The organism is Desulfobaculum bizertense DSM 18034 (assembly GCF_900167065.1).
GTDB lineage: Bacteria > Desulfobacterota > Desulfovibrionia > Desulfovibrionales > Desulfovibrionaceae > Desulfobaculum > Desulfobaculum bizertense.
The window spans coordinates 118,373-138,606 of sequence record NZ_FUYA01000005.1 but is presented as its reverse complement, the minus strand read 5'-3'; the positions used below and the strand labels follow the sequence as shown (position 1 = coordinate 138,606).

Genomic DNA, 20,234 nt, shown 5'->3' with positions numbered 1-20,234 from the left:
TCATTACTTCTGTGCAGCGTGTTCCATTCCCAGCTCAATCAGTCGGGCAATGAGGTCATCAAAGCTCATGCCTGCTTCGGCTGCGGACTGTGGAACAAGGCTGTTGGGGGTCATGCCCGGAAGTGTGTTGACTTCCAGCAGGTAGGCTTTGCCGTCAGGGGTGAGAATAAAGTCACCACGGCTGTAGCCAGTCAGCCCAAGGGCCTTGTGCGCTTTCAGGGTTGCAGTTTGTATGATTTTGGCCAGCTCGGGATCAATAGGCGCTGGGCAAATTTCCTGCGCTACGCCGGGCTGGTATTTGTTCTCGTAGTCAAAGAAGCCTGCGTCGTCTGCCGGTTTGATAAGAATCAGGGGCAGGGCCTCATCGCCAAGAATGGGGCAGGTGACTTCAACGCCTTTGATAAGCGGCTCAATAATGGCCTCTTCGCCAAGGTCAAAGACCTTCTGGAGGGCCGGACGCAGTTCTTCTGCACTGTGTATCATGCTCATGCCAAGGCTGGAACCGCCAAGGTTGGGCTTCACAAAGATCGGGTATGAAAAGTCTGGTGTCCAGTCCGCTTTGGGCATCTCGGTCACAAGTTCCCAGTCTGCGGTGAGAATGCCGTTTTCTCGGAAAACGCATTTGGACACGGTTTTGTTCAGGGCAAGGAAGGACGCCGCAGGGCCTGCACCCTGGTATGGGCAACCGACTGTTTCCAGCATGGCCTGTACCATGCCGTCTTCTCCGGGAGAGCCGTGCAGGTGAATAAAGGCAAAGTCATGAGCGCGGGCTTCGGAAAGCAGCGTGTTCATGGAAAATTTGAGATCAAGAACGGTCACGTCGTGGCCGAGCTGTTCCAGAGAAGTCTGGACGGCTTTTGCGCCCATGAGGGCAACGTCGCGCTCAGTCGACCAGCCGCCCGTTATCAAAAGTACACGCATGCAGGTTTACTCCAAGGTGTTGTATAAAATTCTCTTCGATTGCTTGTGACTGTTCCATAGACATTTTGATGCGGCCGCGGGCAAAGTCATTTGCTCCGTAGCGGTCAAAAAGATCCGTGAATCTGTCGTGAATCGAAACGATTTCGTCATGGCGCACCCGTTTATCTGCATAGAGCACTGCCAGAGGCAGGAAATAGCGGGTGCAGTCAATTTCATATGGCCACCACACATGGTGCAGTACGCCGTGCGCGAGCATCGGGTTGCCCGTGTGTTCCATAACCCAGGCTGCACCAAGCTGGCTGTGATGCCCGCCGTAATTGATGCAGTACATTTTTGCAAGATCATGCAGCAGGGCAGAGGAGCGAACTTCCTGCACTGCCGCGTCTCCGGCAATGATGTTTTTTTCTGCCGCCCGTCGGGCCAGCGCCGTGGCGATATTTGCCACCTGACTGCTGTGACGGCCTATGTGTTCTGGCATGTCACGCTCTTTCCAGTAAGCATAACATGTTGCGTCATCGGGGACAAAAAATTCTGACGGGTCAAAGGGGACCTGAATATTCATTTTGTCGAGTGACGGGAGTCCATCCTGAGAAGCTTGACTGGAAGCTGCGCTCCTCGGGGAGGGAGTGCTCTGTGAAGATTGCATAGCGACAGATTCCTTAACATATGAGGTGATGTCCGAAGCTCCGGACGTGGGGGACAGTAGTAGCAGCAGGCGGCCTAAAAATAAAGTGGGACTTGTGCTTGTGCACCTCGCGTAGTATGTCCCACTTATCCCAGTAAGGCGGGACCAAGTGTTTGAAATGTTATGTGCTGAACTTTGCGCACGTCGATCAGCATTGGTAGAAATTTAGAGATCAGGGAAAGGGTGCCGTAGTGAATATGCTCAAGAGCTTTAGTGACCCAAGGCTATGCCGTTCGCTTCTGGATAAAATCCATGAAGAACTCCATGACGAACTGCGTTTTATGGAAGTTTGTGGCTCACACACTGTTTCTATCTTCCGTAGTGGCCTGCATTCCCTGCTACCCAAAAATATTATTCATCTTTCTGGACCGGGCTGTCCAGTTTGTGTCACTCACGAAAGTGAAGTGGGAATGTATCTGGATCTTGCAGCCCGTGAGGATGTGATTGTTGCGACGTTTGGTGATCTGATGCGGGTGCCGGGACCAGAGGGGCGCAACCTGAAAACGGCGCAGGCTGAGGGCTCCAGAATCAAGGTGGTGTATTCGCCTTTTGATGCGCTGGAACTCGCCCGGCAGAATCCTGATGCAAAAGTGGTCTTTTTGGGCATTGGTTTTGAGACCACGGCGCCTGTTGTTGCGGCAACGATTCACATGGCCGAACAGCAGGGCCTGAAAAATTTCTTTGTTCTGTCATTCCACAAGCTGGTGCCACCAGCGTTGAATGCCTTGATGAGTGACCCGGAAATCAAGGTCAATGCGCTTATAATTCCAGGGCACGTCGCGGTTGTTGTGGGGACGCATCCCTATGATTTTCTGCCGCAAAAATTTCAACTGCCTGCAGTCGTCACGGGCTTTGATCCGCTGGATATTCTCCAGTCTTTGCTGGAACTGGTGCGACAGCATAATGAGGGGCGCGCCGCAGTGGTCAATCATTATACACGAGCAGTGCAGGAAAACGGCAACCCACGCGCAGTAGAATTTATGGAAAAGGTCTTTGAGCCAACAGATGCTTTGTGGCGAGGGATTGGGCTGTTGCCCATGAGTGGGCTGAAAATTGCCCCTGCCTATGAAGCCTTTGATGCCAAAAAGGTGCTTGGCTTGGAGCTGCATGAAGAAAAGCCTATCCCCGGCTGTCGCTGTGGAGAGGTACTCAAGGGGAAACTCGCTCCGAACAAGTGTCCCCTGTTTGGCAAGGTCTGCACACCTGCCAGCCCTGTGGGACCGTGCATGGTCTCCACGGAAGGCTCCTGTGCCGCATACTTCAAATATAATACGGAACTCTAGGCCATGAGCGATAAAAAAGTTTTATTAGACTACGGCAGTGGTGGACGTGCCTCGCAGCGACTGATTTCCAGCCTGTTTAAGGCACATTTTTCGAATCCGATTCTGAACCGGCTGGATGATGCCGCGTTTTTGGATGTGACAGGCCCACTGGCTATGAGCACGGATACGTTTACCGTGGATCCTATCTTCTTCCCGGGTGGAGACATTGGTTCTCTGGCTGTGCATGGCACCGTGAATGACGTGGCGATGCTTGGTGCCAAGCCGCTGTATCTTTCCTGTGGCTTCCTTATTGAAGAAGGACTGGATTTTGATGTGCTGGAGCGCATTGTGCAGTCTATGGGTGAAGCCGCCAGAAATGCTGGTGTAAGCATTGTGACAGGCGATACCAAGGTCGTGCCCAAGGGAATGGCAGACAAAATTTTTATTAATACCACAGGCGTTGGAACTTTGCTGACAGAGGACCATCCCGCAGGTGACAGGGCCACAGTCGGTGACGTTGTGCTGGTGTCCGGCACGATGGGAGATCATGGCCTGACCATTTTGGCCCAGCGCGAAGGGCTTCCGCTGGAAACCTCTATTGAGAGTGACAGCGCGGCCCTGAATCATTTGCTTGGAAAGCTTGTGACGCAGGTTGGAGACGTTCATGTCCTGCGTGACCCCACACGTGGCGGTCTGGCAACGACGCTGAATGAAATTACGGAATCCTCGGAAGTTGGCATTGTGCTGGAAGAGGATTTGGTGCCTGTCCGGCCGGGCGTGCAGTCTGGCTGTGATGTGCTGGGCCTTGATCCGCTGTATTTGGCGAATGAAGGAAAATTCCTGTGCATCCTGCCGGAAGAGAAGGCGGAGAAGGCGCTGGAGATTATGCGCGCAGATGACAAGGGGCGTGATGCCTGCCGTGTTGGTCGCGTTGTTGCGGACCATCCGGGCAAGGTTGTGCTCCAGACTCCACTTGGTGGAAAGCGTCTGCTGAACATGCTTGAAGGCGAACAGCTTCCTCGAATCTGCTAGCTTCTTCCATATGACAAAAGAAAAGCCCCCGTTCTGAATGAGCGGGGGCTTTGTTTTAGTACATGTACTTTGCGGCAAGCGGCATGCGCCAGCCTGTCCCAAAGGCGCGGTCAGTAATTTTGAGACCCGGAGCAGCCTGTCGACGTTTGAATTCGGCTCCGCGCAGGAGGCGGCGCACATGGTCGATGGTGTCTCGGTCATAGCCCTTGGCTTCAATCTGTTCAGGAGACTGTCGGAATACGACGAGCTGTTCCAGAATAGCATCAAGCGTTTCATAGGGCGGCAGACTGTCTTCGTCCTTCTGGTCGGGACGCAGCTCGGCTGACGGGGGCTTGGTGATTACGGTTTCCGGGATAATCTCCCGGCCCTTGTGTTCATTCAGCCAGCGACACAGAGAAAAGACCAGTGTTTTGGGGACGTCGGAAATGGCCGCAAGACCACCGGACATGTCGCCATAAATAGTGCAGTAGCCAACGGCTAGTTCAGATTTGTTGCCTGTGGTCAGGAGCAGCGAACTGAATTTGTTGGACATGGCCATAAGCAGGTTGCCACGAATGCGGGCCTGAATATTTTCTTCGGTGACGTCTGCCGCGTATCCAGCAAAGGCCTCGGAAAGGCTGCTGTCAAAGCTCTCCATGATAGGCGCAATGGGAACCGTTAGCGTCTTGATGCCAAGAGAGGCTTCAAGAGCCTTTGCATCGCTCAGGCTTCCTTCACTGGACCACGGAGAGGGCATTAATACGCCGAGAACATTGTCTGCACCAAGCGCCTCAACTGCAACTGCGGCGACAAGAGACGAGTCGATGCCACCGGAAAGGCCAAGCAGGGCACGGCGAAAGCCACATTTTTTGACGTAGTCACCAAGTCCAAGCACAAGGCCCCGCCATGCTTCACTCTCTGGACAAAAGTCGTCATCTTCGATGCGACCATTCTGTGTGTCGGTGTCGACGAGCAGAATATCTTCCTGAAAGGATGCTGCGCGGGAATGAAGTGTGCCGTCTGCGGAAAATGCCATGCTTCGACCTGCAAAGATCAGGTCGTCATTGCCACCGATCTGATTGGCATAGACAAGAGGTGCTTCCAGAGCCTTGGCAACCTGCGCGAGCAGGGTTTGACGGACTTTCTGCTTACCCAGAACAAAGGGAGACGCCGAAAGGTTGATAATGATGTCGGCATGTTCCTTCTGGATACTCTTGATGGGGTCATTGGCGTAGTGCTGGGTATCCCAGAATGCGGAATCATTCCAAACGTCTTCGCAAACCGTGACCGCAATCTTTGTGCCGTTCAGGTCAAAAAATCCTGGACCTTCGGAGGCTTCAAAGTAGCGGTCTTCGTCAAAGACATCATAAGACGGCAATAGCGTTTTGCAGAAGTACTCCACGACCTGCCCGTCTTTGAGCAGGGCCGCGCAGTTGTGAAAAGGCTTTCCACAGCCTTCATTGCGACGGGCAGTTCCGACCAGCGTTGGCGGCAGTTCCGCCAGCTCTTTTGCAAGGGCCGTGAGCTGCTGCTCGGCCTGTTCAGCAAAATTCCCCTGAAGAAGGAGATCGCGGGGAGGGTAGCCCATGATGGCGAGTTCGGGACAGACGCAAAGTTCTGCCCCTGAGCGAGCGGCAGTTTTGACTGCGGTGGCGATTTCCTGGGCATTGCCAGCAAGATCACCAACTGTGGAATTGATTTGCAGCAGAGCGATTTTCATTCGTAGCATTCACCGGCCTAAGGCACCGGATTTTTCTAATATCTCAGGGATTAGGCGAGGGCCTTATCCTCTTCCATTTTTTGTTCAATAAGTTTTTTGGCTCTCAGGGCCAGCTGGGACACTTCGGGCTTCGAAATCTGGTCGTCAGCTCCAACAGAAAGTCCCTTGTGGCGGAGCTTGTCCGTGATGAGTGACGAGAAGAGTACTACCGGAAGCTTGCGCAGGGTCCGGTCGTTTTTGACACGAACTGTCAGGTTGTGACCATCCATGCTTGGCATTTCAATATCAGAGACCAAAACATTCAGGTAGTCCCAGATTGGCTTGCCTTCGCGCTCGGCTGTGTCGCGAATTTCTTCCATGCGGTCCCATGCTTCTCGGCCGTTGTCGACAACCTCAACAACAAAGCCTGCTTTCTGGAGCAGGTCTTTGAGCATTTCGCGGACGAGCACCGAGTCATCAGCAACAAGGGCCTTGTAATTTTCTGGGTCGCCCCAGGCAATGGTTTCATCCAGTCGCAAGCCAAGAGCAGGGTTCAGGTCTGCGACGATCTTTTCGAGATCAAGAATGAAAATGATATGGTCATCCATTTTGACAACACCTGTGATGGAATTGCCAGACATGGACATGACATATTTTGAGGGAGATTCAACGTCTTCCCAGCTAATGCGGTGGATGCGGGTTACGCCAGAAACCTTGAAGGCCGTGCTGACCTGATTGAATTCCGTGACGATAACCTTGGGCGCTTCCTTTTCAACAGGGTACTTGTTGAGCCATGTTGCAAGGTCGACCAGCGGGATGACCCGCGAGCGCTGATTAAATGCACCGAGAATAGACGGGTGAGAGACTTCGGGCATTCCCGTCACCTGTGGCATTCGGATAATTTCCAGAACCTTGGCGACATTGACGCCGTAATAGCCTTTGTAGCTTGTGCCATCCCCATTGTCTTCATCGAGATAAAATTCGACGATTTCCAGCTCGTTTGTTCCTGCTTCCAGCAGAATATTGGTCTGGGACATCTGAGACCCTCCACCGCTTTTATGAGAAAGCGTTTGAAATTTAGAAAGATTGCAGCGTTTCGTAGATGGAGCGGATGATTGTGTCTGGTGTTGACGCACCGGCGCTTAAGCCAACGGTTTTGGCGCTGGAAAAGTCTTCTGCCCGAAGCTCGTCGGCGGTTTCAACGTGAAAGCACTCCGTGCCCTGTTCTTCTACGACCTGAACAAGACGCCGGGTATTGCCGCTATTTCGGCCTCCGGCTACAACCATCTTGTCGACCTTACGGGCAATTTCTATAGCCTCTTGCTGTCGTATCTGCGTGGCATCACAGATTGTTTCCAGAATGGGCATGGCTTCGGGGAGTGTTTCGAGCAGGTATTTTTTGATGCGCTCAAAGAGCTTGCGGTCCTGCGTGGTCTGCGCAGCCAAAAAGTATGCTGTTCCGGGTTTGAGAATATTTTTTAGCTCTTCAAGGGATTCAAAGACAATGGCGTCGTCATTGGCATAGGACAAAAGCCCGCGTACTTCTGGATGATCTGCTTCTCCAAAGAGCAGCAGCGTGCGTCCTGCCGCAGCCTGCTTGGCGATAAGCAGCTGTGCCTTTTTGACTTTGGGACAGGTGGCGTCATGGATTTTGACGTCTTTGTTGCGCAGGCACTCCTCAACGGTTCGTGGGATGCCGTGCGCACGGATGACGACGGTATCGCCAGAGTTTGCGTCGTCTGGGGAGTCGATGACGTCAACACCCTGCTGGCGGTAGTGCTCCAAAACCTGCGGGTTGTGGATGATGGGACCCAGAGTGTTAATCTTGTCCCCGTTTTCTTTTTCCCCCACAGTTTTGTCGAGTTTTTTCAGCGCAAGGCCAACACCCATACAAAAACCAGCTGTTTCAGCTAAAATGACTTCCATGTCCTCTCCCTTGAGAATATCCGGGTAGAATGAGGCCTTATGCCTCGTCTTCAGGTTCTGGCTGATGACATAAAAATTCGTGGACGCAGTCAGACAGTGCTTCCCATGAATCACAGGCTACGACCTGCGAGCGTAAAATACGTGCTCCGGGCATGTTGCGAACGTAGCGCGGAACAATGGTTCGCATTTTAACCAGTGCTTTTTTCCCGGGGAAATGCTCCTGAATGAGCTTGGCGTGGCGGCTAATCATTGCCGCAAGCATTTCTCCTGTCTGTGGCGCAGGTGTTTCGCCGCGCAAAAGCGTATTGTATTCATCAAAAACATATGGCGCATACAGCGCACCCCGCGCAAACATGACGCCATCAACGCCTGTTTCCGCGATGCAGCGCTGGGCATCTGCGGCCGTGAACAGGTCGCCGCTTGCAATGACGGGGACGGTGACGGCCTGCTTGAGCTGGGCCAAGGCATCCCAGTTTGCTGTGCCTGCATAGCCCTGCCGTGCGTAGCGGGGGTGAAAGCTCACCCAGGCTGCGCCTGCCTGCTCAACGCGTTTGCCAACTTCGAGGTAATTCTCTTCCTCGCCATCCCAGCCAAGGCGAAACTTGACGCCGCTGTTTCCCGGTGCCTTGTCGTGCATGACACGGATTATGGACTCCAGACGGTCAAGGTTTTTATGAAGCCCTGAACCTGCGCCTGTCTTTGTCACTTTTTTGACCGGGCAACCTGCGTTAAGATCGAAATATTTGAAACCACGCTCAAGAAGAATGTCCATAGCTTTTTCAAAGAATTCTGGCTCACTGCCAAAAAGCTGGACCACAAGCGGGCTGTCTTCGGGAACGGTGTCCAAAAGGTTTCCTGTGCCGGGACCACCGTACACAAGGCCTTTGGCGCTGACCATTTCTGTGCACGCGACCTTACAGCCGTACTCTCGGCAGAGCAGGCGAAATGGCAGGTCGGAATATCCGGCAAGCGGTGCCAGCCAGGGGCTGTCTGCCGCAATAAGGGGGTGCGTTGTTCTGTTCATGCAATCTTTGGGTTCTGGTGAAGGAAAAAAGCGTCGGCAAAGTCCTGCCGCACGCCTTCAAACTGCCCCGTGTCTATCATTGTGGGGCGCTGAATACAAGAGAGCTAAACAGTAAGGCGAAGATGTCCAGAGGGGGCTTTTTGGATGATGCGGGCGATGCTGCCGTGCTGGGAGGACGGGGGGAGAGGCACCGCTGCCAGAAAAATGGTGTGGTTGGGATGGGGGAGGAACAGGCTGGCCAGCGCCGTGATGTCTGGGCGTTCTGCGGGATGTTCCATTGCTGGCTGGCACTGGGCATGTGGGTCCAGCAGGTAGTTTCTGATTTCGAGTTTCCCGCAGTCTGGGTGCAGGGCCGAAAGGGCAGCTTCTCCGCGAAGTCCTGAACTGTACTGGGCATCCTGCACACATTCGGATTCCGTCATGCCGGGGAACTGCCACGGACGATATGCCATTTCCCACGGGCCAACTGTTTTGAGTTCCTGTCGAAGCGTGGCGCAGCTTGCCCAGACCGTTTTCCATAACTCTGGAAGCTCTGGAGCCGCGTCTATTTCGTTCATAAAAAACGTATGGCGCTTTGCGGGAGGGCATTGCGAAAGCTTGGGGCTAAAGAGAATTGGTCGGGCGGCTTTTTCAAAGAGGCCACGAGTGTGATGAAAGGAGGCGAGGGCTGTTTCCAGTGCCGATGCCGGGGCGTGAGAAATGCCTTTTTCCTGAAGAATAATTTCGGGAGTGAGCTGGAGAATGCGAAAACACACAAGGTTCCCCGGCTGTGGGGCCGGGAGAGAAGTAATCTGGGCGGTCAGCTCAATACCTTCGACGGTAATGAGCGCAAGCTCTGGGCGAATATAATAGCGCAGACGGCCGTGGATGTTTTCGCCAACACGAAAGCGGCTACGGAAGACTCGGCGGTTATATTCCGGCGACCCCGAAGGGTTGCCACCGCTGAATCCGCTTCCATAGCCGCCAATACGCATATTTTTCGCCTCTATGCTCCGGCCTGTTCAAGGATGAGTTCGACCTCATCAAAGGACAGACCAGTGGAAAGGGCCAGCGCCTGAGCAGATTTGCCCTGACGGTGCCCAGACAGAATAACTTCTCGCAAAAACTGTGGAGAACGGGACAGGGTTTTGGCCTGATCGATGAGCTTTTGCAGCTCTTCTGTACGTTCTTCCAGCTCAGTATCCAGTTTTGCCAGTTCTGCCTGCCGGTCCTCAAAGCTCGAAACAAGTTCGTGCTCCAGCTCGGCATTCATGTGCAGACGGCGCAACAAAGATTCCTGATTCTTTTGCAGGGCGTTAAGGGTGGATTCCGAACGCTTGAGGCGCAGGAAAAAAATAAACAGCAGGCCGAGCAAAATCAGCTCGAAGATACTCAGTGTAAGAAGAACAATAAACGAAGTCATGGGCGAAATCTGTGCTCTGTCAGCTGACGTATGTCAGATTTTGACGTTGATGATGTTCCCTGCCCACGGAGTCTGAATAGGCTTTGCGTCCTGTTCCTCGGAGTTATCCTCGTGGTCTTGGTGCGCGCGGTCTTTCAGCTCGTGGTGGTGCGAATTCTGGTTCTCATGGCTTTCGTTATCGACAGCCTTGGTCCCTGTCTTGGGATCAACGTTGGCCACAGAGCTTTTTTCGCGCTGGGCCTCTTCCTGAGCAAGTCGTTCGGCAAAGGCGGTTTGTGTTTCCGGCTTTGTCTGCTCTTCACTCGTGAGCTTAGACAGATATGGAAGCTGCCCAAGCAAAACAGGAAGGTTGATGCCTGTCGACATTTACTTCACCAGATATTCCTCAATAAGCAGGGTTTCGATCTGTCCGTTCCCCAAATACTGGTTGATGACTGAGAGAACATCTTTTTTGAGTTCTTTGACGTTCTTTTTGTCAGCAAGGTATTTGAGATCCTTGTTGTGCAGGTAGTAGAAAATGGCATCGCGCAGGATGACTTTTTTCTGCTGAACTTCATACGACAGCTTTTCACTCTGCGTTACCGTAGAGAACCTGCAGACAAGGAAACGGGTTTTGGAATCCTTGGCCTTTTGCTCCACCCAAAAAGGTTCGAACGAGACAATGAATTCATCGCCGTTTTTTTCAAGTTCCGCAGGTGATTTTTGCGACTCTGTGGAGCTTGCCGTCTCTTTGGGTTGTGCTACGGATTCCTTTGCAGGCTTTGTGCCAAAATATATGCAGAGGGCAACCGCAATGAGCACTGCAACAGCTGCTGCAATGATGATTTTGGGCTGGCGATACAGTGGCTTGGCATGGTCTTTCTGAGAAGATTCCGAAGTTTCTGCGGGCAGATTTTCTGTGTCTTCGCCCTCGTCATCATCTTCATCGTCCTCAAGAAAAGGTGCGTCTTCAAGGTCGAGTTCAACTTTTTGAGCTTCGCGAGATGAAGACGCAGTCTGCTCTTCGGATTCAGCGTCTACGAGTTCTGATTCGTCGTCGCCATTTAGAAAATCATCAAGTTCATCAGTCATGATCTTGGCTCAGCTCTCTCCCGCTGAAGTTATGCCTAGTTTTCGAAGATTTTTTCGATCTTCTGGCTCAGGGTCTCGGCGGTAAAGGGCTTGACGATGTAGTTGGAGACCTTGGCCTGAACTGCTTCAATGATATTTTCCTGCAAGCCTTCAGCAGTGACCATCAGGAAAGGAATGGCTGCAAATTCTTCACTGGCGCGAACCTTGCGCAGCAGGTCGATGCCAGACATCTGAGGCATATTCCAGTCAGACACAATAAAATCGATGCTGTCTTTGTTCAGGGCTTCCCATGCGGTCGTGCCGTCATCTGCTTCAACGATGTTGGTGAAGCCAAGTTGACGGAGAATGTTTTTGATGATGCGGCGCATGGTAGAAAAATCATCAACAACGAGGATACGCATGTTTGTATCGAGAGCCATGGAAGTTCTCCTGATCTTTAAAAGTTAATCCTGACCGTATTGTTTACGATACATTGATTTCAGTTTGTGTAGGGACTGTGAGTGGAGCTGCGAAACCCGGCCTTCGGTAATCCCCATGACCTCGGCAGTTTCACGCATATTGAGCTCTTCTTTATAGTAGAGGGACAATACCAGCTTCTCTCTGTCCGTCAACTGGTCGATAAGATGGGCGATTTTTCCGATGATGTCTTTAAATGCGACGTTTAAAAACGGCTCGTCCTGATTCTGCGTTTCCGGAGATGGGGAGAAGTGGTCATCCACAGCGTCAATACTCAGACAGAGCTGATTCTGTTGCGCTGTGAGCGCAGTATCGACGTCTTTTTCAGACAGACCAGTTGCTTCCTGAAGTTCTTTGTTGCTGGCGCGCTGGCCAGTGGTACGTTCGATTTTTCTGGAAGCGTCTTCCAGAAGCCGGACGCGTTGGCGTAGTCCACGCGAGAACCAGTCCATTTTGCGCAACTCATCAAGCATTGCGCCTTTTATACGATTCTCTGCGTAGGTTGAAAACTTGATTTTCAGCTCGGGATTAAATTTCCCAAGGCACTCAATGAGACCGAGCGTGCCCGCGGAGAGCAGTTCGTTTAACTCCACCTGTTGTGGCAGCTTCCCTTTCATTCTGAGCGCCAGAATCTTGATCTTGGGAGCGAAGTGCCGAACGATGAGTTCCTGATGATAGGGACTAAAATCGTTCCAGCGCACTTCTCCCGACTCAAGCTGCTTCCAGGGCTCAGCTTTGGAACAGGAGCTTTTTCCAGAAGAATTTAATGTTTCCATCGAGCTGTGTCGGTGCTTTCCAAGTGTTGATCTTGCGGGAAACATCTGCAAGGGCGATGCTCGCCGCGCTGTGAGGAAATTCTCGGGTAAAGGGCTTTTGCCGAACAATTGCATTGCGGACGTTTTTGTCCACGGGCAAGACTCCGAGCAGATCCAGAGAAATACCAGACAGGAACTGATCGCAGGCTTTGTGTAGCTTGAGGTAGACCTCTTTTGCTGCAGCCATGTCTTTTGCCATGTTGACCAGAACCCGGAAGCGATCGACGCCGTGGCGGATTTTGAGCACCTTGATAAGTGCGTAAGCGTCCGTCAAAGACGTTGGTTCCGGAGTCAGGACAAGAATGCGTTCCTGCACTGCAAGATTAAAATACAACATATTGTCATTGATGCCTGCGCCAGTGTCGACGATCAGGTAATCAATGTCGTTTTCCATTGCGTCTACGGATTCCAGAAGGTCGAGCTTTTGACCCGTGTCGAGTTCCAGCATCGAGGAGATGCCGGAGCTGGCTGGAAGTATCTGAAATCCATAAGGCGTTTTACACAAAACATCTTCGAGTGAGGCATTTTCGTGGAAAAGGTGGAACAGATTCCGCTCGGGAGTCAGTCCCAGAACCACATCCACGTTTGCCAGACCCAAATCTGCATCCATCAGCACAACCCGTTTGCCCATGTCTGCAAGCAGACAGGCCAAGTTGACACTGATGTTCGTTTTGCCCACACCCCCCTTGCCCGACGTTACCGAGATAACGTGTGGAAAGGAGCTGTTGTGTGGGGATGCGTTATTGTGCGTCGTTGCCACGTTTTTCCTCTAGGGGGCTGTCAGGAAGCTGGTGCTTGAAGACGAGTTTCCACAGCATGACAGTTTCGGCCGGCACAAGAGTTCCGCGCAGACCAGTTCCAATCGAAAGGGCAGCCACAGGAAGTCCAGTGGCGTATGCCGTGTTGAGTACGGCGCCGAAATTACAGGCTTCATCAAGTTTCGTCCAGATAATGGACGCGCATTTTGCAGATGCGAATCTGCGAGTGAACAGTTCGAACTGTCCGGGCGCGTAGTGGGGCGAAAGAACCAGATGCACAGCCATATCCCGTACTTCACCCATACCAAGGAGTTCTAGCTGTCTGTCAAGCCGCAGAGAGTGAGAACTGCTCGGCAAGTCTATGAAAATCCTGTCAAATTTTTGAGATTCCGAGAGCAGCGCGCGTATGTCGCGAGCGTTGCATATGTCTTTATACGTCATCCCGGAAAGCTCCGCAAAGTGCCGCAGATAGTGGCGGGTGCGGCCGCTCAGGGCGTCCGCGTTGGCAATGCAGATCTTGGCGTTCGGGCGTTCTGCGTGACAGGCCATTGCCATACGAAGTAGTGAGGTTGTTTTTCCGCTTCCGCTAGGTCCTGTCAATACATGGATTTTTTGATGATAATTTTTCCAGCCCCATGCCTTGGTGGTGACGCATTTGCCCAGAGGCTGAAGAATGGACATCCGGGAGTCTTTCTTGAGCTGGTCAAAAAGTCCAAGAGTGACACCTTCGCTCACGCCTTCGCGCTCCAGAAATTCCAGCGCCTGACGCTGGCGGGGGGCGAGGCTGCCCAGATCAAGCTGAGGCTTGATGAGGGTCATCATGTGTTTTTTGATGACGTCCCATTCTTTGTGAAATTCATTCCAGCCGGATGCAGCGTCCCTGTTGTCCAGCAGAGTGCTGTCGTCGGCCTCAGCATCCATTGCCGCTGTAATTTCACACCACTTCTTTCCATCTTCAGAAAAGTTTTTGGTGTCGAGGATGACAGCGTCAGAGCCGAGGGTCTGTTTGACACGAGAGAGAGCTTCCGAAGAGTTCTTAGCACGAAATGTTTTAACCTGCATAATCGATATCCACGTTTGCCAGAGTTACGAGTTTGATGTCTGCGGGAATTTCAGCCTGAGAAATTACCGGCAGGTTTGGAACGAAGCGAACAAGCAGCTGCGAGAGGTGCGGCCGGATAACCGGGGAACTCAGCAGGACGGGCTGACCGTCTGTTGCAACGGCGCGTTCAGATGCGCCATTGATTTCCTGAATGATGCGCTGGGCAAGGCCCGGCTCCATCGCAAGGAATGTCCCCTGTTCGGTTTGGCGAAGGCTTTCTGTAAAGGCTTTATCCACGTTGTGGGAAAGCGTGATAATTGGAAGAACGCCTTCGCTGTCCAGATATGGTTTGATAATGGTCCGGCCCATCTTGGAGCGGACGTATTCTGTAAGCTGTTCAGAATCCTTGATTGCTGTTCCATAGTCGGCAAGAGTTTCAACGACTGTGAGCAGATCACGGATGGAGATGTTTTCACTCACAAGGTTCTGCAAGACTTTTTGCACAACACCAAGAGAGAGTGTGTTGGGAACCAGTTCTTCCACAGCCTTGGGCGCGCGGGTTGCCAGATTGTCCAGCAGGGACTGGGTTTCCTGACGGCCAAGGAATTCGGAAAGGTTGCGGCGGAAGACTTCGGTCAGGTGCGTTGCCACGACAGTTGCCGGATCGACAACCGTGTAACCAGCAAGCATGGCCTCTTCTTTCTGGCTTTCGGGAATCCACAGAGCCGGGAGATCAAAGGCTGGCTCGCGGGTTTCCAGACCCTGAATGCGATGCTTGGCATCACCGGGGTCAATGGCCAGATAGTGGTCAATCATGATTTCGCCAGTGGCAATGGAGTTGCCCTTGACCAGCACGGAGTATTCACCGGGCTTGAGCTGGAGGTTATCCCGCAGATGCAGAGAGGGGATCACCACACCCATGTCCAGAGCGAACTGTCGGCGGATGGAGCGGATACGCTCCAGCAGGTTGCCGTTTTGTGATTCGTCAACCAGCGGAATGAGTCCGTAGCCAACTTCAAGTTCAAGTGTATCCAAAGGTAAGAGCGTCTGTACTTCTTCTGGGCTGTCTGGAGAGGGGACATTGGCGTCGCCGCCTGCGCTGCTTCCAGACTTGGAGCCAGAACCAGCCTCTGCACCGTCTGCCATTTCTTTGTGGTAGCGGCCAGAAAGGATAGACACGCCAAACACGATTCCTGCCAGGGCGAGGAATGCCAGAGTCGGCATGCCCGGCACCATTGCGAAAACGAGCAGAATGGCACTGGTCAGCTTGAGAGCCTTGGAATGGAATGTCAGCTGGCCAATAAATTCTTCACCCATGCGAGCCTCTGCAGCTGCGCGGGACACAATCAGACCGGAACTGGTCGAAATAATCAGTGAGGGGATTGTGGAGACAAGACCATCACCAATCGTCAGCAGGGAATATGTGTGGGCGGCTTCGGTCCATGGCATGCCTTTCTGGCAGACGCCGATGACGATGCCACCGATGATGTTAATAAACGTGATGAGGATACCGGCTTTGACGTCACCAGAAACGAACTTACCAGCACCATCCATTGCACCGTAGAAGTCTGCTTCCTTTCGGATGTCGTGGCGGCGCTGAGTCGCTTCTGCCTCAGAAATAATGCCTGCATTCAGGTCAGCCTCGATTGCCATCTGCTTACCTGGGAGAGAATCCAGTGTGAAGCGTGCGGCAACCTCGGCGATACGGGTTGTACCGTTGACGATGACCATTTTGTTCAGGGCGAACAGAATCAGGAAGATGATGATACCGATAATGAGGTTACCACCAACAACGAACTGACCAAATGCCTCAATGACCTTACCTGCGGCATCGGTGCCCTGATCGCCATGCATGAGAATCAGGCGGGTGGACGCGACGTTCAGCGCCAGTCTGGTCAGGGTTGCAACCAGCAGCAGGGTAGGAAAGATGGAAAACTCAAGAGGTGAGGTCATGAACATGGAAGTAATCAGGACCACAAGACTCAAGGATATGGAGCAGGTCAGCATGAGATCGAGTATGATCGTCGGCAGCGGGATGAGCATCACAAAGAGAATTACCATAACACCAACGGCGAGCATGATGTCGCCCTGCTTGGCGAAGCTCTGGTAATTCATTTTTGCGAAGGAAGGTGACTGTGCCATAAAATTGACGTCCTCTGTCTACGTTATCGGGAAGTGTTTCGGCTGAATTTGTGAAGCTGGGCCAGTATTGAAGCCACTGCCTGGTACATTTCTTCGGGGATGATGTCCCCAACTTCTACAACTTTATACAAAGCCCGTGCCAGAGGCTTGTTTTCCCGCAGAGGAATATCATTTTCTCGTGCGATTTTTTTGATCTTTTCGGCCATGTGATCCACGCCCTTTGCCAAAACAATTGGAGCTGGAGCCTGCATGGCGTCGTACTTGAGCGCGATGGCAATATGTGTAGGGTTACAGATGACGACGTCTGCTTCCGGGACCTGCTTGAGCATACGGGAGTTCATTGTCTTCATCATCTTTTCGCGCTGCTTGTTTCTGATGTGCGGATCACCTTCCATCTGCTTGAACTCGTCCTTGACGTCCTGCTTACTCATTTTGATGTTCTGTTCGTAGTCCCAGAAGGTGTAGATGGTGTCACCAATGCCGATAGCAAGCATGGGGACAAGAGCGTAGAGCGTCATTTTTGCGCCAGTGGAGAGCATGTATGCAGAAATGCCCAGCGGATTATTGAAGAACAGGGGGGCAAGGTTGGGGATCTCGTCGCGCAGGACGATGTATGGCGCAAGACCAATAGCAAGGGCCTGCAAGATGCTTTTTGCCAGACGAACAAAGAGTTTTGGGTCAAAAAGCAGGCGCTGAACACCTTTGGGGACGTCAAACATTTTGTCCCACTTGGGTTCAAAGACTTTGGTCGTCCAGAGCTGTCCCACCTGCAGGCGCATGGTCAGAAAACCAACGACAAAGAGAACGCCCATAAAGGGGAGGAGCATTGTGGCAAGACTGGCTGCGAGGGACTGAAAGAGCATGTAGACGGACTCTGAGGTCAGAGAGAAGGTAAACGCCTCTGTGCAGGTCCATGTAAAGATGTCGTGCAGCTCTTTGGCGATCATGCCATGAAACATGTACAGCGCGGCAAGTCCTCCAAGAAGGGTTGTCGCTTTGCTGAGTTCCTGACTTTTTGCGACATTTCCTTCTTCACGAGTTTTCTCTCGTTTTTTCGGTGTCGCTTTTTCTGTTTTACTCGGATCATGTGCCATTGTGTTTCGCCTTAGTGCTGCATGAGCTGGAACAGCGTTGTGAAGGCTGGTCCCATTGTGGAAATAAATTCTTCTACGTGTCTGGACAGATACGTGAACAGAATGCCCATAAAGAAGAAGCCGACGGCGATCTTGATGGGAAAGCCCAGAATCAGCACGTGCATCTGGGGGGCGGCACGACCAACAAGGGCAAGGGCAAGGTCAACCATGAACAGGGCTGCCATAACCGGGGCTGCAATACGGATGGCCATAACAAAGATGTTCCCTGCCAGCTTGAGCATGCCGGTGGCGAGTTCTGGCTGGAGGAAAAGGCTCCCAGGGGGGATGAGAGCAAAGCTGTCTGCTAGACCTCGTATCAGGTAAAGGTGCCCATTGAGGGCTAGAAAGGTGAGCAGAGTGGTCATGTACAGAAAGTGTGATGTGATAATTTCTGAGGCACCAGTCAGGGGGTCCGCGATGTTAATCATGGAAAAGCCCATCTGAAAGCCAATGATCTGACCGCCCATTTGAACGGCGGCAAAAAGAAAGTCCACGACAAGGCGCATTGTCAGACCTATCACGAGTTCTCCGCCAATCATGATTGCGATTTCCCAGAGGTTTTTGGGAAAGAGGATGCCAGAGAAAGACAGGTGCGGCCAGAGTGCCCATGACAGGACGAGGCACAGTGAGAATTTCACCATGTTAGGAATGGATTTGCCGCCAAAAAAGGGCAGGACAAAGAGAATGAGACTGATGCGAAAAAGCGTCAGAAAAAAGCTCAGGATATGTTCCGGGTTGAGACCAAATATCTGCATGGGGTGAAGTTTTGCAAAACATGGGCCATGCGTGGGAAAGCCCAGATGAGTGAGGAAGGCTGGGCATGTCTGGACTTTGGGCAGAAAAAGTGAGGCGCGGAGGGCCAAATTTTTGGCAGAAAAAAACCGCCCCGAAAAATCAGGGCGGTTTCAAATTCTTTTGTGTGTTGGCTAGTTCAGAACATAGCGCATGGGGTTCACCGGGACACCGTTAAGGCGCACTTCATAGTGCAGATGAGGTCCGGTGCTGCGGCCCGTGCTTCCGACGTAGCCAATAAGCTCACCTCGGCTGACTTTCTGGCCACGCTTGACCACAAACGAATGCATGTGGGCGTAGCGGGTCTTGATGCCTGCGCCGTGGTCAACCATAAGGCAGAGACCATAGCCACCTTCGCGACGGGCCAAGGTGACGGTTCCGCGTGCCGTGGCATAAATAGGTGTGCCAATGGGGGCGGAGATGTCGATGCCTTTGTGGAATTCCCGTGCCGTGGTGAAGGGCGAGGTTCGCGCTCCAAACGGGGAAGAAATCCAGCCCTGCGTCGGCCAGATGCTCGGCGTTGCGGCCCAGAGGTCCTTGTTTTTGCGAATGGCCTGCATCAGCTGCTGCTGGCGGACCTCTTCAAGACGGACTTCTGTGTTGAGCTGGTTTAAGAAACCATGCATCTTTCGCGCAAGGAGTTCCTGTTTGTGCATGGGAAGATAGTTGTCTTCAAATGCAGGTGCAGGACCACCAAGGGAAGCGTCCGAGACTTTTTTGTTTTGGTCGAGGTTGACCATAACGCGAAGTCTGGAGTCGAAATCTCTGATGCGGGACAGCCCATCCTGCAGGCGCTTGAGCTTGGAGGAGAGAGCGAGCATCTGGGTTTGCTGCTGCTGATTTTGTTGTTCGGCAGACGCGAGGCGTTGTTCCGTATTGTTCAGACAGAGCGTTTTTTGCCAGAGATAACCGCTACTTGCGGCGAGACCAGCCAGAATGAAGAAGAGACAAAGGAAGGCCCAGCCTCTCAGCTGGAATTTTTTTGAGATTCCCTCGTCTTCTTTGAATACGACAATTTGGTATTTCCGGAAGAGCATGGTGTCTATCGGTTCCGTACCTAGATAAAGTTGATGAGAAATCGGAACACAATACTGCCCAAGAACTAGTGGAATTATGCGGTCAAGTCAAGCTGCCAGCGCTGTAACGCACGCATCACATTTCGTTTGACATTCTTGTTGCTCCCGTAAATTTCGGTCAGCAGTTCTTCGGTTCGGCTTCGCTCTGTTGCTCCGGCGGAGGGGCAGGGGTTCTGCCAGACAGGGAGCTGGAAATCTTTGGCAGCTTTAATGATTGTCTTTTTTTCCAGATACATGAGCGGGCGAATGACCTTGAGCTTGCCCCCAAAGAAGTCCTCTGCCATAGAAAGCCCATAGACATTTCCTGTCTTGAAAATATTCATGAAAAAGGTCGAGGCAAGGTCGTCGGCGGTGTGCCCAAAAGCAAGGTGCGTCAGGTTATACTGGCCGCAGAGTTCAAAGAGGCGTTTGCGGCGAAGCATGGCGCAGTAGAAACAGGCAGAGCGCTTTTTGTTTTCGTCGGAATGGGCACGCATGCCATGGTCGGTAACTTCAATGTGAGCACTGATGCCATTTTCGCGTGCCCAGTCAACCAGCGGACTGTGGTTGGTGCTGTCAAAACCGGGGTTCACGTGCAAAATCATAAGTTCTACCGGAAAGGGTAGAATGCGTTGACGCATGGCGAGAATTTGCAGCATGACCCAGCTGTCGACACCGCCAGAACATGCAATTCCAATACGCGCGCCTTCGGAAATCATGCGCGCATCCATCATAAGCTTCCCTGTCGCGCCCAGACACTGCTTCTGGGCATATGTGAGTTTTCCCCACTGTGCCATTTTATATCCTCTTAAAATGGTATGAATTATCTTTTCTTCAAAAAAAGAGAGGGCGCAGAATGCGTTCCCGTAACGGGTTATGGATAATAAAAGGACCAGTGGAGTGCAATGAGAAATGCGCGAGACCGGCACTGAATAACTTGACAGGAAAGCTTTGGCAGGGATAATAGAACGATTTTAAGACCACGCATTGTGCGTGGCTTTTTCGTTTTTTTCTGGGTAACGCACTGGAAAGGTTTATTT

At 52.3% G+C, this 20,234-nt stretch carries 21 protein-coding genes; 2 read left to right on the top strand and 19 right to left on the bottom strand.

What is annotated here, in order from left to right:
- Nucleotides 1-3: 3 nt before the first annotated feature.
- Together B5D23_RS08870 and B5D23_RS08865 are read right to left on the bottom strand one after the other, a co-directional pair.
- On the bottom strand, nucleotides 4-921 hold the full coding sequence (locus tag B5D23_RS08870) for a D-alanine--D-alanine ligase family protein (protein WP_078685075.1): 918 nt from the start codon (nucleotides 919-921) through the stop codon (nucleotides 4-6).
- Nucleotides 884-1,567 (bottom strand): HD domain-containing protein, encoded by a 684-nt coding sequence (locus B5D23_RS08865; RefSeq protein ID WP_233815009.1) that lies wholly within the window; start codon nucleotides 1,565-1,567, stop codon nucleotides 884-886. The genes B5D23_RS08870 and B5D23_RS08865 overlap by 38 nt, the downstream gene beginning before the upstream one ends.
- A 230-nt stretch (nucleotides 1,568-1,797) precedes the next feature.
- Between B5D23_RS08865 and hypD the strand changes: the two genes are divergently transcribed.
- Together hypD and hypE are read left to right on the top strand one after the other, a co-directional pair.
- A complete protein-coding gene (gene hypD, locus B5D23_RS08860) occupies nucleotides 1,798-2,889 on the top strand; it encodes a hydrogenase formation protein HypD (RefSeq protein WP_200803644.1) in 1,092 nt (363 codons plus the stop codon).
- 3 nt (nucleotides 2,890-2,892) lie between these two features.
- Nucleotides 2,893-3,900, top strand: a complete 1,008-nt coding sequence (gene hypE / locus B5D23_RS08855; RefSeq protein ID WP_078685073.1) for a hydrogenase expression/formation protein HypE — start codon at nucleotides 2,893-2,895, stop codon at nucleotides 3,898-3,900.
- A 55-nt stretch (nucleotides 3,901-3,955) separates the two neighbouring features.
- On the opposite strand, the gene B5D23_RS08850 is transcribed toward hypE, so the two are convergent.
- The 17 genes from B5D23_RS08850 to B5D23_RS08770 form a co-directional block, all read right to left on the bottom strand.
- Nucleotides 3,956-5,599 carry an NAD+ synthase gene (locus B5D23_RS08850; RefSeq protein ID WP_078685072.1) on the bottom strand — a complete coding sequence of 548 codons (1,644 nt, stop codon included), beginning with the start codon at nucleotides 5,597-5,599 and terminating at the stop codon, nucleotides 3,956-3,958.
- A gap of 50 nt (nucleotides 5,600-5,649) precedes the next feature.
- Nucleotides 5,650-6,615 carry a chemotaxis protein gene (locus B5D23_RS08845; RefSeq protein ID WP_078685071.1) on the bottom strand — a complete coding sequence of 322 codons (966 nt, stop codon included), beginning with the start codon at nucleotides 6,613-6,615 and terminating at the stop codon, nucleotides 5,650-5,652.
- Nucleotides 6,616-6,655: 40 nt separating this feature from the next.
- Entirely contained in the window at nucleotides 6,656-7,504 is an 849-nt protein-coding gene (gene ispH / locus B5D23_RS08840) for a 4-hydroxy-3-methylbut-2-enyl diphosphate reductase (RefSeq protein ID WP_078685070.1), read from the bottom strand.
- 37 nt (nucleotides 7,505-7,541) lie between these two features.
- Nucleotides 7,542-8,528, bottom strand: a complete 987-nt coding sequence (locus tag B5D23_RS08835; RefSeq protein WP_078685069.1) for a tRNA dihydrouridine synthase — start codon at nucleotides 8,526-8,528, stop codon at nucleotides 7,542-7,544.
- Nucleotides 8,529-8,632: 104 nt separating this feature from the next.
- Complete coding sequence (locus B5D23_RS08830; RefSeq protein ID WP_078685068.1) at nucleotides 8,633-9,502, bottom strand: hypothetical protein; 870 nt, start codon at nucleotides 9,500-9,502, stop codon at nucleotides 8,633-8,635.
- 11 nt (nucleotides 9,503-9,513) lie between these two features.
- A complete protein-coding gene (locus B5D23_RS08825; RefSeq protein ID WP_078685067.1) occupies nucleotides 9,514-9,930 on the bottom strand; it encodes a hypothetical protein in 417 nt (138 codons plus the stop codon).
- A gap of 33 nt (nucleotides 9,931-9,963) precedes the next feature.
- Nucleotides 9,964-10,296: a hypothetical protein gene (locus B5D23_RS08820; RefSeq protein ID WP_078685066.1), complete on the bottom strand. Its 333-nt coding sequence runs from the start codon at nucleotides 10,294-10,296 to the stop codon at nucleotides 9,964-9,966.
- Nucleotides 10,297-11,001, bottom strand: a complete 705-nt coding sequence (locus B5D23_RS08815; protein ID WP_078685065.1) for a flagellar basal body-associated FliL family protein — start codon at nucleotides 10,999-11,001, stop codon at nucleotides 10,297-10,299.
- A gap of 35 nt (nucleotides 11,002-11,036) precedes the next feature.
- On the bottom strand, nucleotides 11,037-11,420 hold the full coding sequence (locus B5D23_RS08810) for a chemotaxis response regulator CheY (RefSeq protein ID WP_078685064.1): 384 nt from the start codon (nucleotides 11,418-11,420) through the stop codon (nucleotides 11,037-11,039).
- A 24-nt stretch (nucleotides 11,421-11,444) separates the two neighbouring features.
- The gene (locus tag B5D23_RS08805) at nucleotides 11,445-12,233 is read right to left on the bottom strand and encodes a FliA/WhiG family RNA polymerase sigma factor (RefSeq protein ID WP_078685063.1); all 789 of its coding nucleotides are present in this window, start codon (nucleotides 12,231-12,233) and stop codon (nucleotides 11,445-11,447) included.
- Nucleotides 12,187-12,951, bottom strand: a complete 765-nt coding sequence (locus B5D23_RS08800) for a MinD/ParA family protein (protein ID WP_233815001.1) — start codon at nucleotides 12,949-12,951, stop codon at nucleotides 12,187-12,189. Before B5D23_RS08800 ends, B5D23_RS08805 begins: the two co-directional genes overlap by 47 nt.
- Before the next feature lie 61 nt (nucleotides 12,952-13,012).
- Nucleotides 13,013-14,092 carry a flagellar biosynthesis protein FlhF gene (locus tag B5D23_RS08795; RefSeq protein WP_078685061.1) on the bottom strand — a complete coding sequence of 360 codons (1,080 nt, stop codon included), beginning with the start codon at nucleotides 14,090-14,092 and terminating at the stop codon, nucleotides 13,013-13,015.
- The gene (flhA, locus tag B5D23_RS08790; RefSeq protein ID WP_078685060.1) at nucleotides 14,082-16,214 is read right to left on the bottom strand and encodes a flagellar biosynthesis protein FlhA; all 2,133 of its coding nucleotides are present in this window, start codon (nucleotides 16,212-16,214) and stop codon (nucleotides 14,082-14,084) included. The genes B5D23_RS08795 and flhA overlap by 11 nt, the downstream gene beginning before the upstream one ends.
- Before the next feature lie 23 nt (nucleotides 16,215-16,237).
- Nucleotides 16,238-17,308: a flagellar biosynthesis protein FlhB gene (gene flhB, locus B5D23_RS08785; RefSeq protein WP_078685059.1), complete on the bottom strand. Its 1,071-nt coding sequence runs from the start codon at nucleotides 17,306-17,308 to the stop codon at nucleotides 16,238-16,240.
- An 11-nt stretch (nucleotides 17,309-17,319) separates the two neighbouring features.
- Complete coding sequence (gene fliR, locus B5D23_RS08780; RefSeq protein ID WP_078685201.1) at nucleotides 17,320-18,102, bottom strand: flagellar biosynthetic protein FliR; 783 nt, start codon at nucleotides 18,100-18,102, stop codon at nucleotides 17,320-17,322.
- Between the two features lie 171 nt (nucleotides 18,103-18,273).
- Nucleotides 18,274-19,176, bottom strand: coding sequence for a M23 family metallopeptidase (locus tag B5D23_RS08775; RefSeq protein WP_078685058.1), 903 nt, complete (start codon nucleotides 19,174-19,176; stop codon nucleotides 18,274-18,276).
- Between the two features lie 74 nt (nucleotides 19,177-19,250).
- Nucleotides 19,251-19,991, bottom strand: a complete 741-nt coding sequence (locus tag B5D23_RS08770) for a tRNA lysidine(34) synthetase (protein ID WP_078685057.1) — start codon at nucleotides 19,989-19,991, stop codon at nucleotides 19,251-19,253.
- Nucleotides 19,992-20,234 lie beyond the last annotated feature (243 nt).

Bases quoted from the DNA above. Each gene is read 5' to 3' on its own strand.
- B5D23_RS08870 (WP_078685075.1), bottom strand. From the start codon at position 921: ATGCGTGTACTTTTGATAACGGGCGGCTGGTCGACTGAGCGCGACGTT.
- B5D23_RS08865 (WP_233815009.1), bottom strand. From the start codon at position 1,567: ATGCAATCTTCACAGAGCACTCCCTCCCCGAGGAGCGCAGCTTCCAGT.
- hypE (WP_078685073.1), top strand. From the start codon at position 2,893: ATGAGCGATAAAAAAGTTTTATTAGACTACGGCAGTGGTGGACGTGCC.
- B5D23_RS08850 (WP_078685072.1), bottom strand. From the start codon at position 5,599: ATGAAAATCGCTCTGCTGCAAATCAATTCCACAGTTGGTGATCTTGCT.
- B5D23_RS08845 (WP_078685071.1), bottom strand. From the start codon at position 6,615: ATGTCCCAGACCAATATTCTGCTGGAAGCAGGAACAAACGAGCTGGAA.
- ispH (WP_078685070.1), bottom strand. From the start codon at position 7,504: ATGGAAGTCATTTTAGCTGAAACAGCTGGTTTTTGTATGGGTGTTGGC.
- B5D23_RS08835 (WP_078685069.1), bottom strand. From the start codon at position 8,528: ATGAACAGAACAACGCACCCCCTTATTGCGGCAGACAGCCCCTGGCTG.
- B5D23_RS08830 (WP_078685068.1), bottom strand. From the start codon at position 9,502: ATGCGTATTGGCGGCTATGGAAGCGGATTCAGCGGTGGCAACCCTTCG.
- B5D23_RS08825 (WP_078685067.1), bottom strand. From the start codon at position 9,930: ATGACTTCGTTTATTGTTCTTCTTACACTGAGTATCTTCGAGCTGATT.
- B5D23_RS08820 (WP_078685066.1), bottom strand. From the start codon at position 10,296: ATGTCGACAGGCATCAACCTTCCTGTTTTGCTTGGGCAGCTTCCATAT.
- B5D23_RS08815 (WP_078685065.1), bottom strand. From the start codon at position 11,001: ATGACTGATGAACTTGATGATTTTCTAAATGGCGACGACGAATCAGAA.
- B5D23_RS08810 (WP_078685064.1), bottom strand. From the start codon at position 11,420: ATGGCTCTCGATACAAACATGCGTATCCTCGTTGTTGATGATTTTTCT.
- B5D23_RS08805 (WP_078685063.1), bottom strand. From the start codon at position 12,233: ATGGAAACATTAAATTCTTCTGGAAAAAGCTCCTGTTCCAAAGCTGAG.
- B5D23_RS08795 (WP_078685061.1), bottom strand. From the start codon at position 14,092: ATGCAGGTTAAAACATTTCGTGCTAAGAACTCTTCGGAAGCTCTCTCT.
- flhA (WP_078685060.1), bottom strand. From the start codon at position 16,214: ATGGCACAGTCACCTTCCTTCGCAAAAATGAATTACCAGAGCTTCGCC.
- flhB (WP_078685059.1), bottom strand. From the start codon at position 17,308: ATGGCACATGATCCGAGTAAAACAGAAAAAGCGACACCGAAAAAACGA.
- fliR (WP_078685201.1), bottom strand. From the start codon at position 18,102: ATGCAGATATTTGGTCTCAACCCGGAACATATCCTGAGCTTTTTTCTG.
- B5D23_RS08775 (WP_078685058.1), bottom strand. From the start codon at position 19,176: ATGCTCTTCCGGAAATACCAAATTGTCGTATTCAAAGAAGACGAGGGA.
- B5D23_RS08770 (WP_078685057.1), bottom strand. From the start codon at position 19,991: ATGGCACAGTGGGGAAAACTCACATATGCCCAGAAGCAGTGTCTGGGC.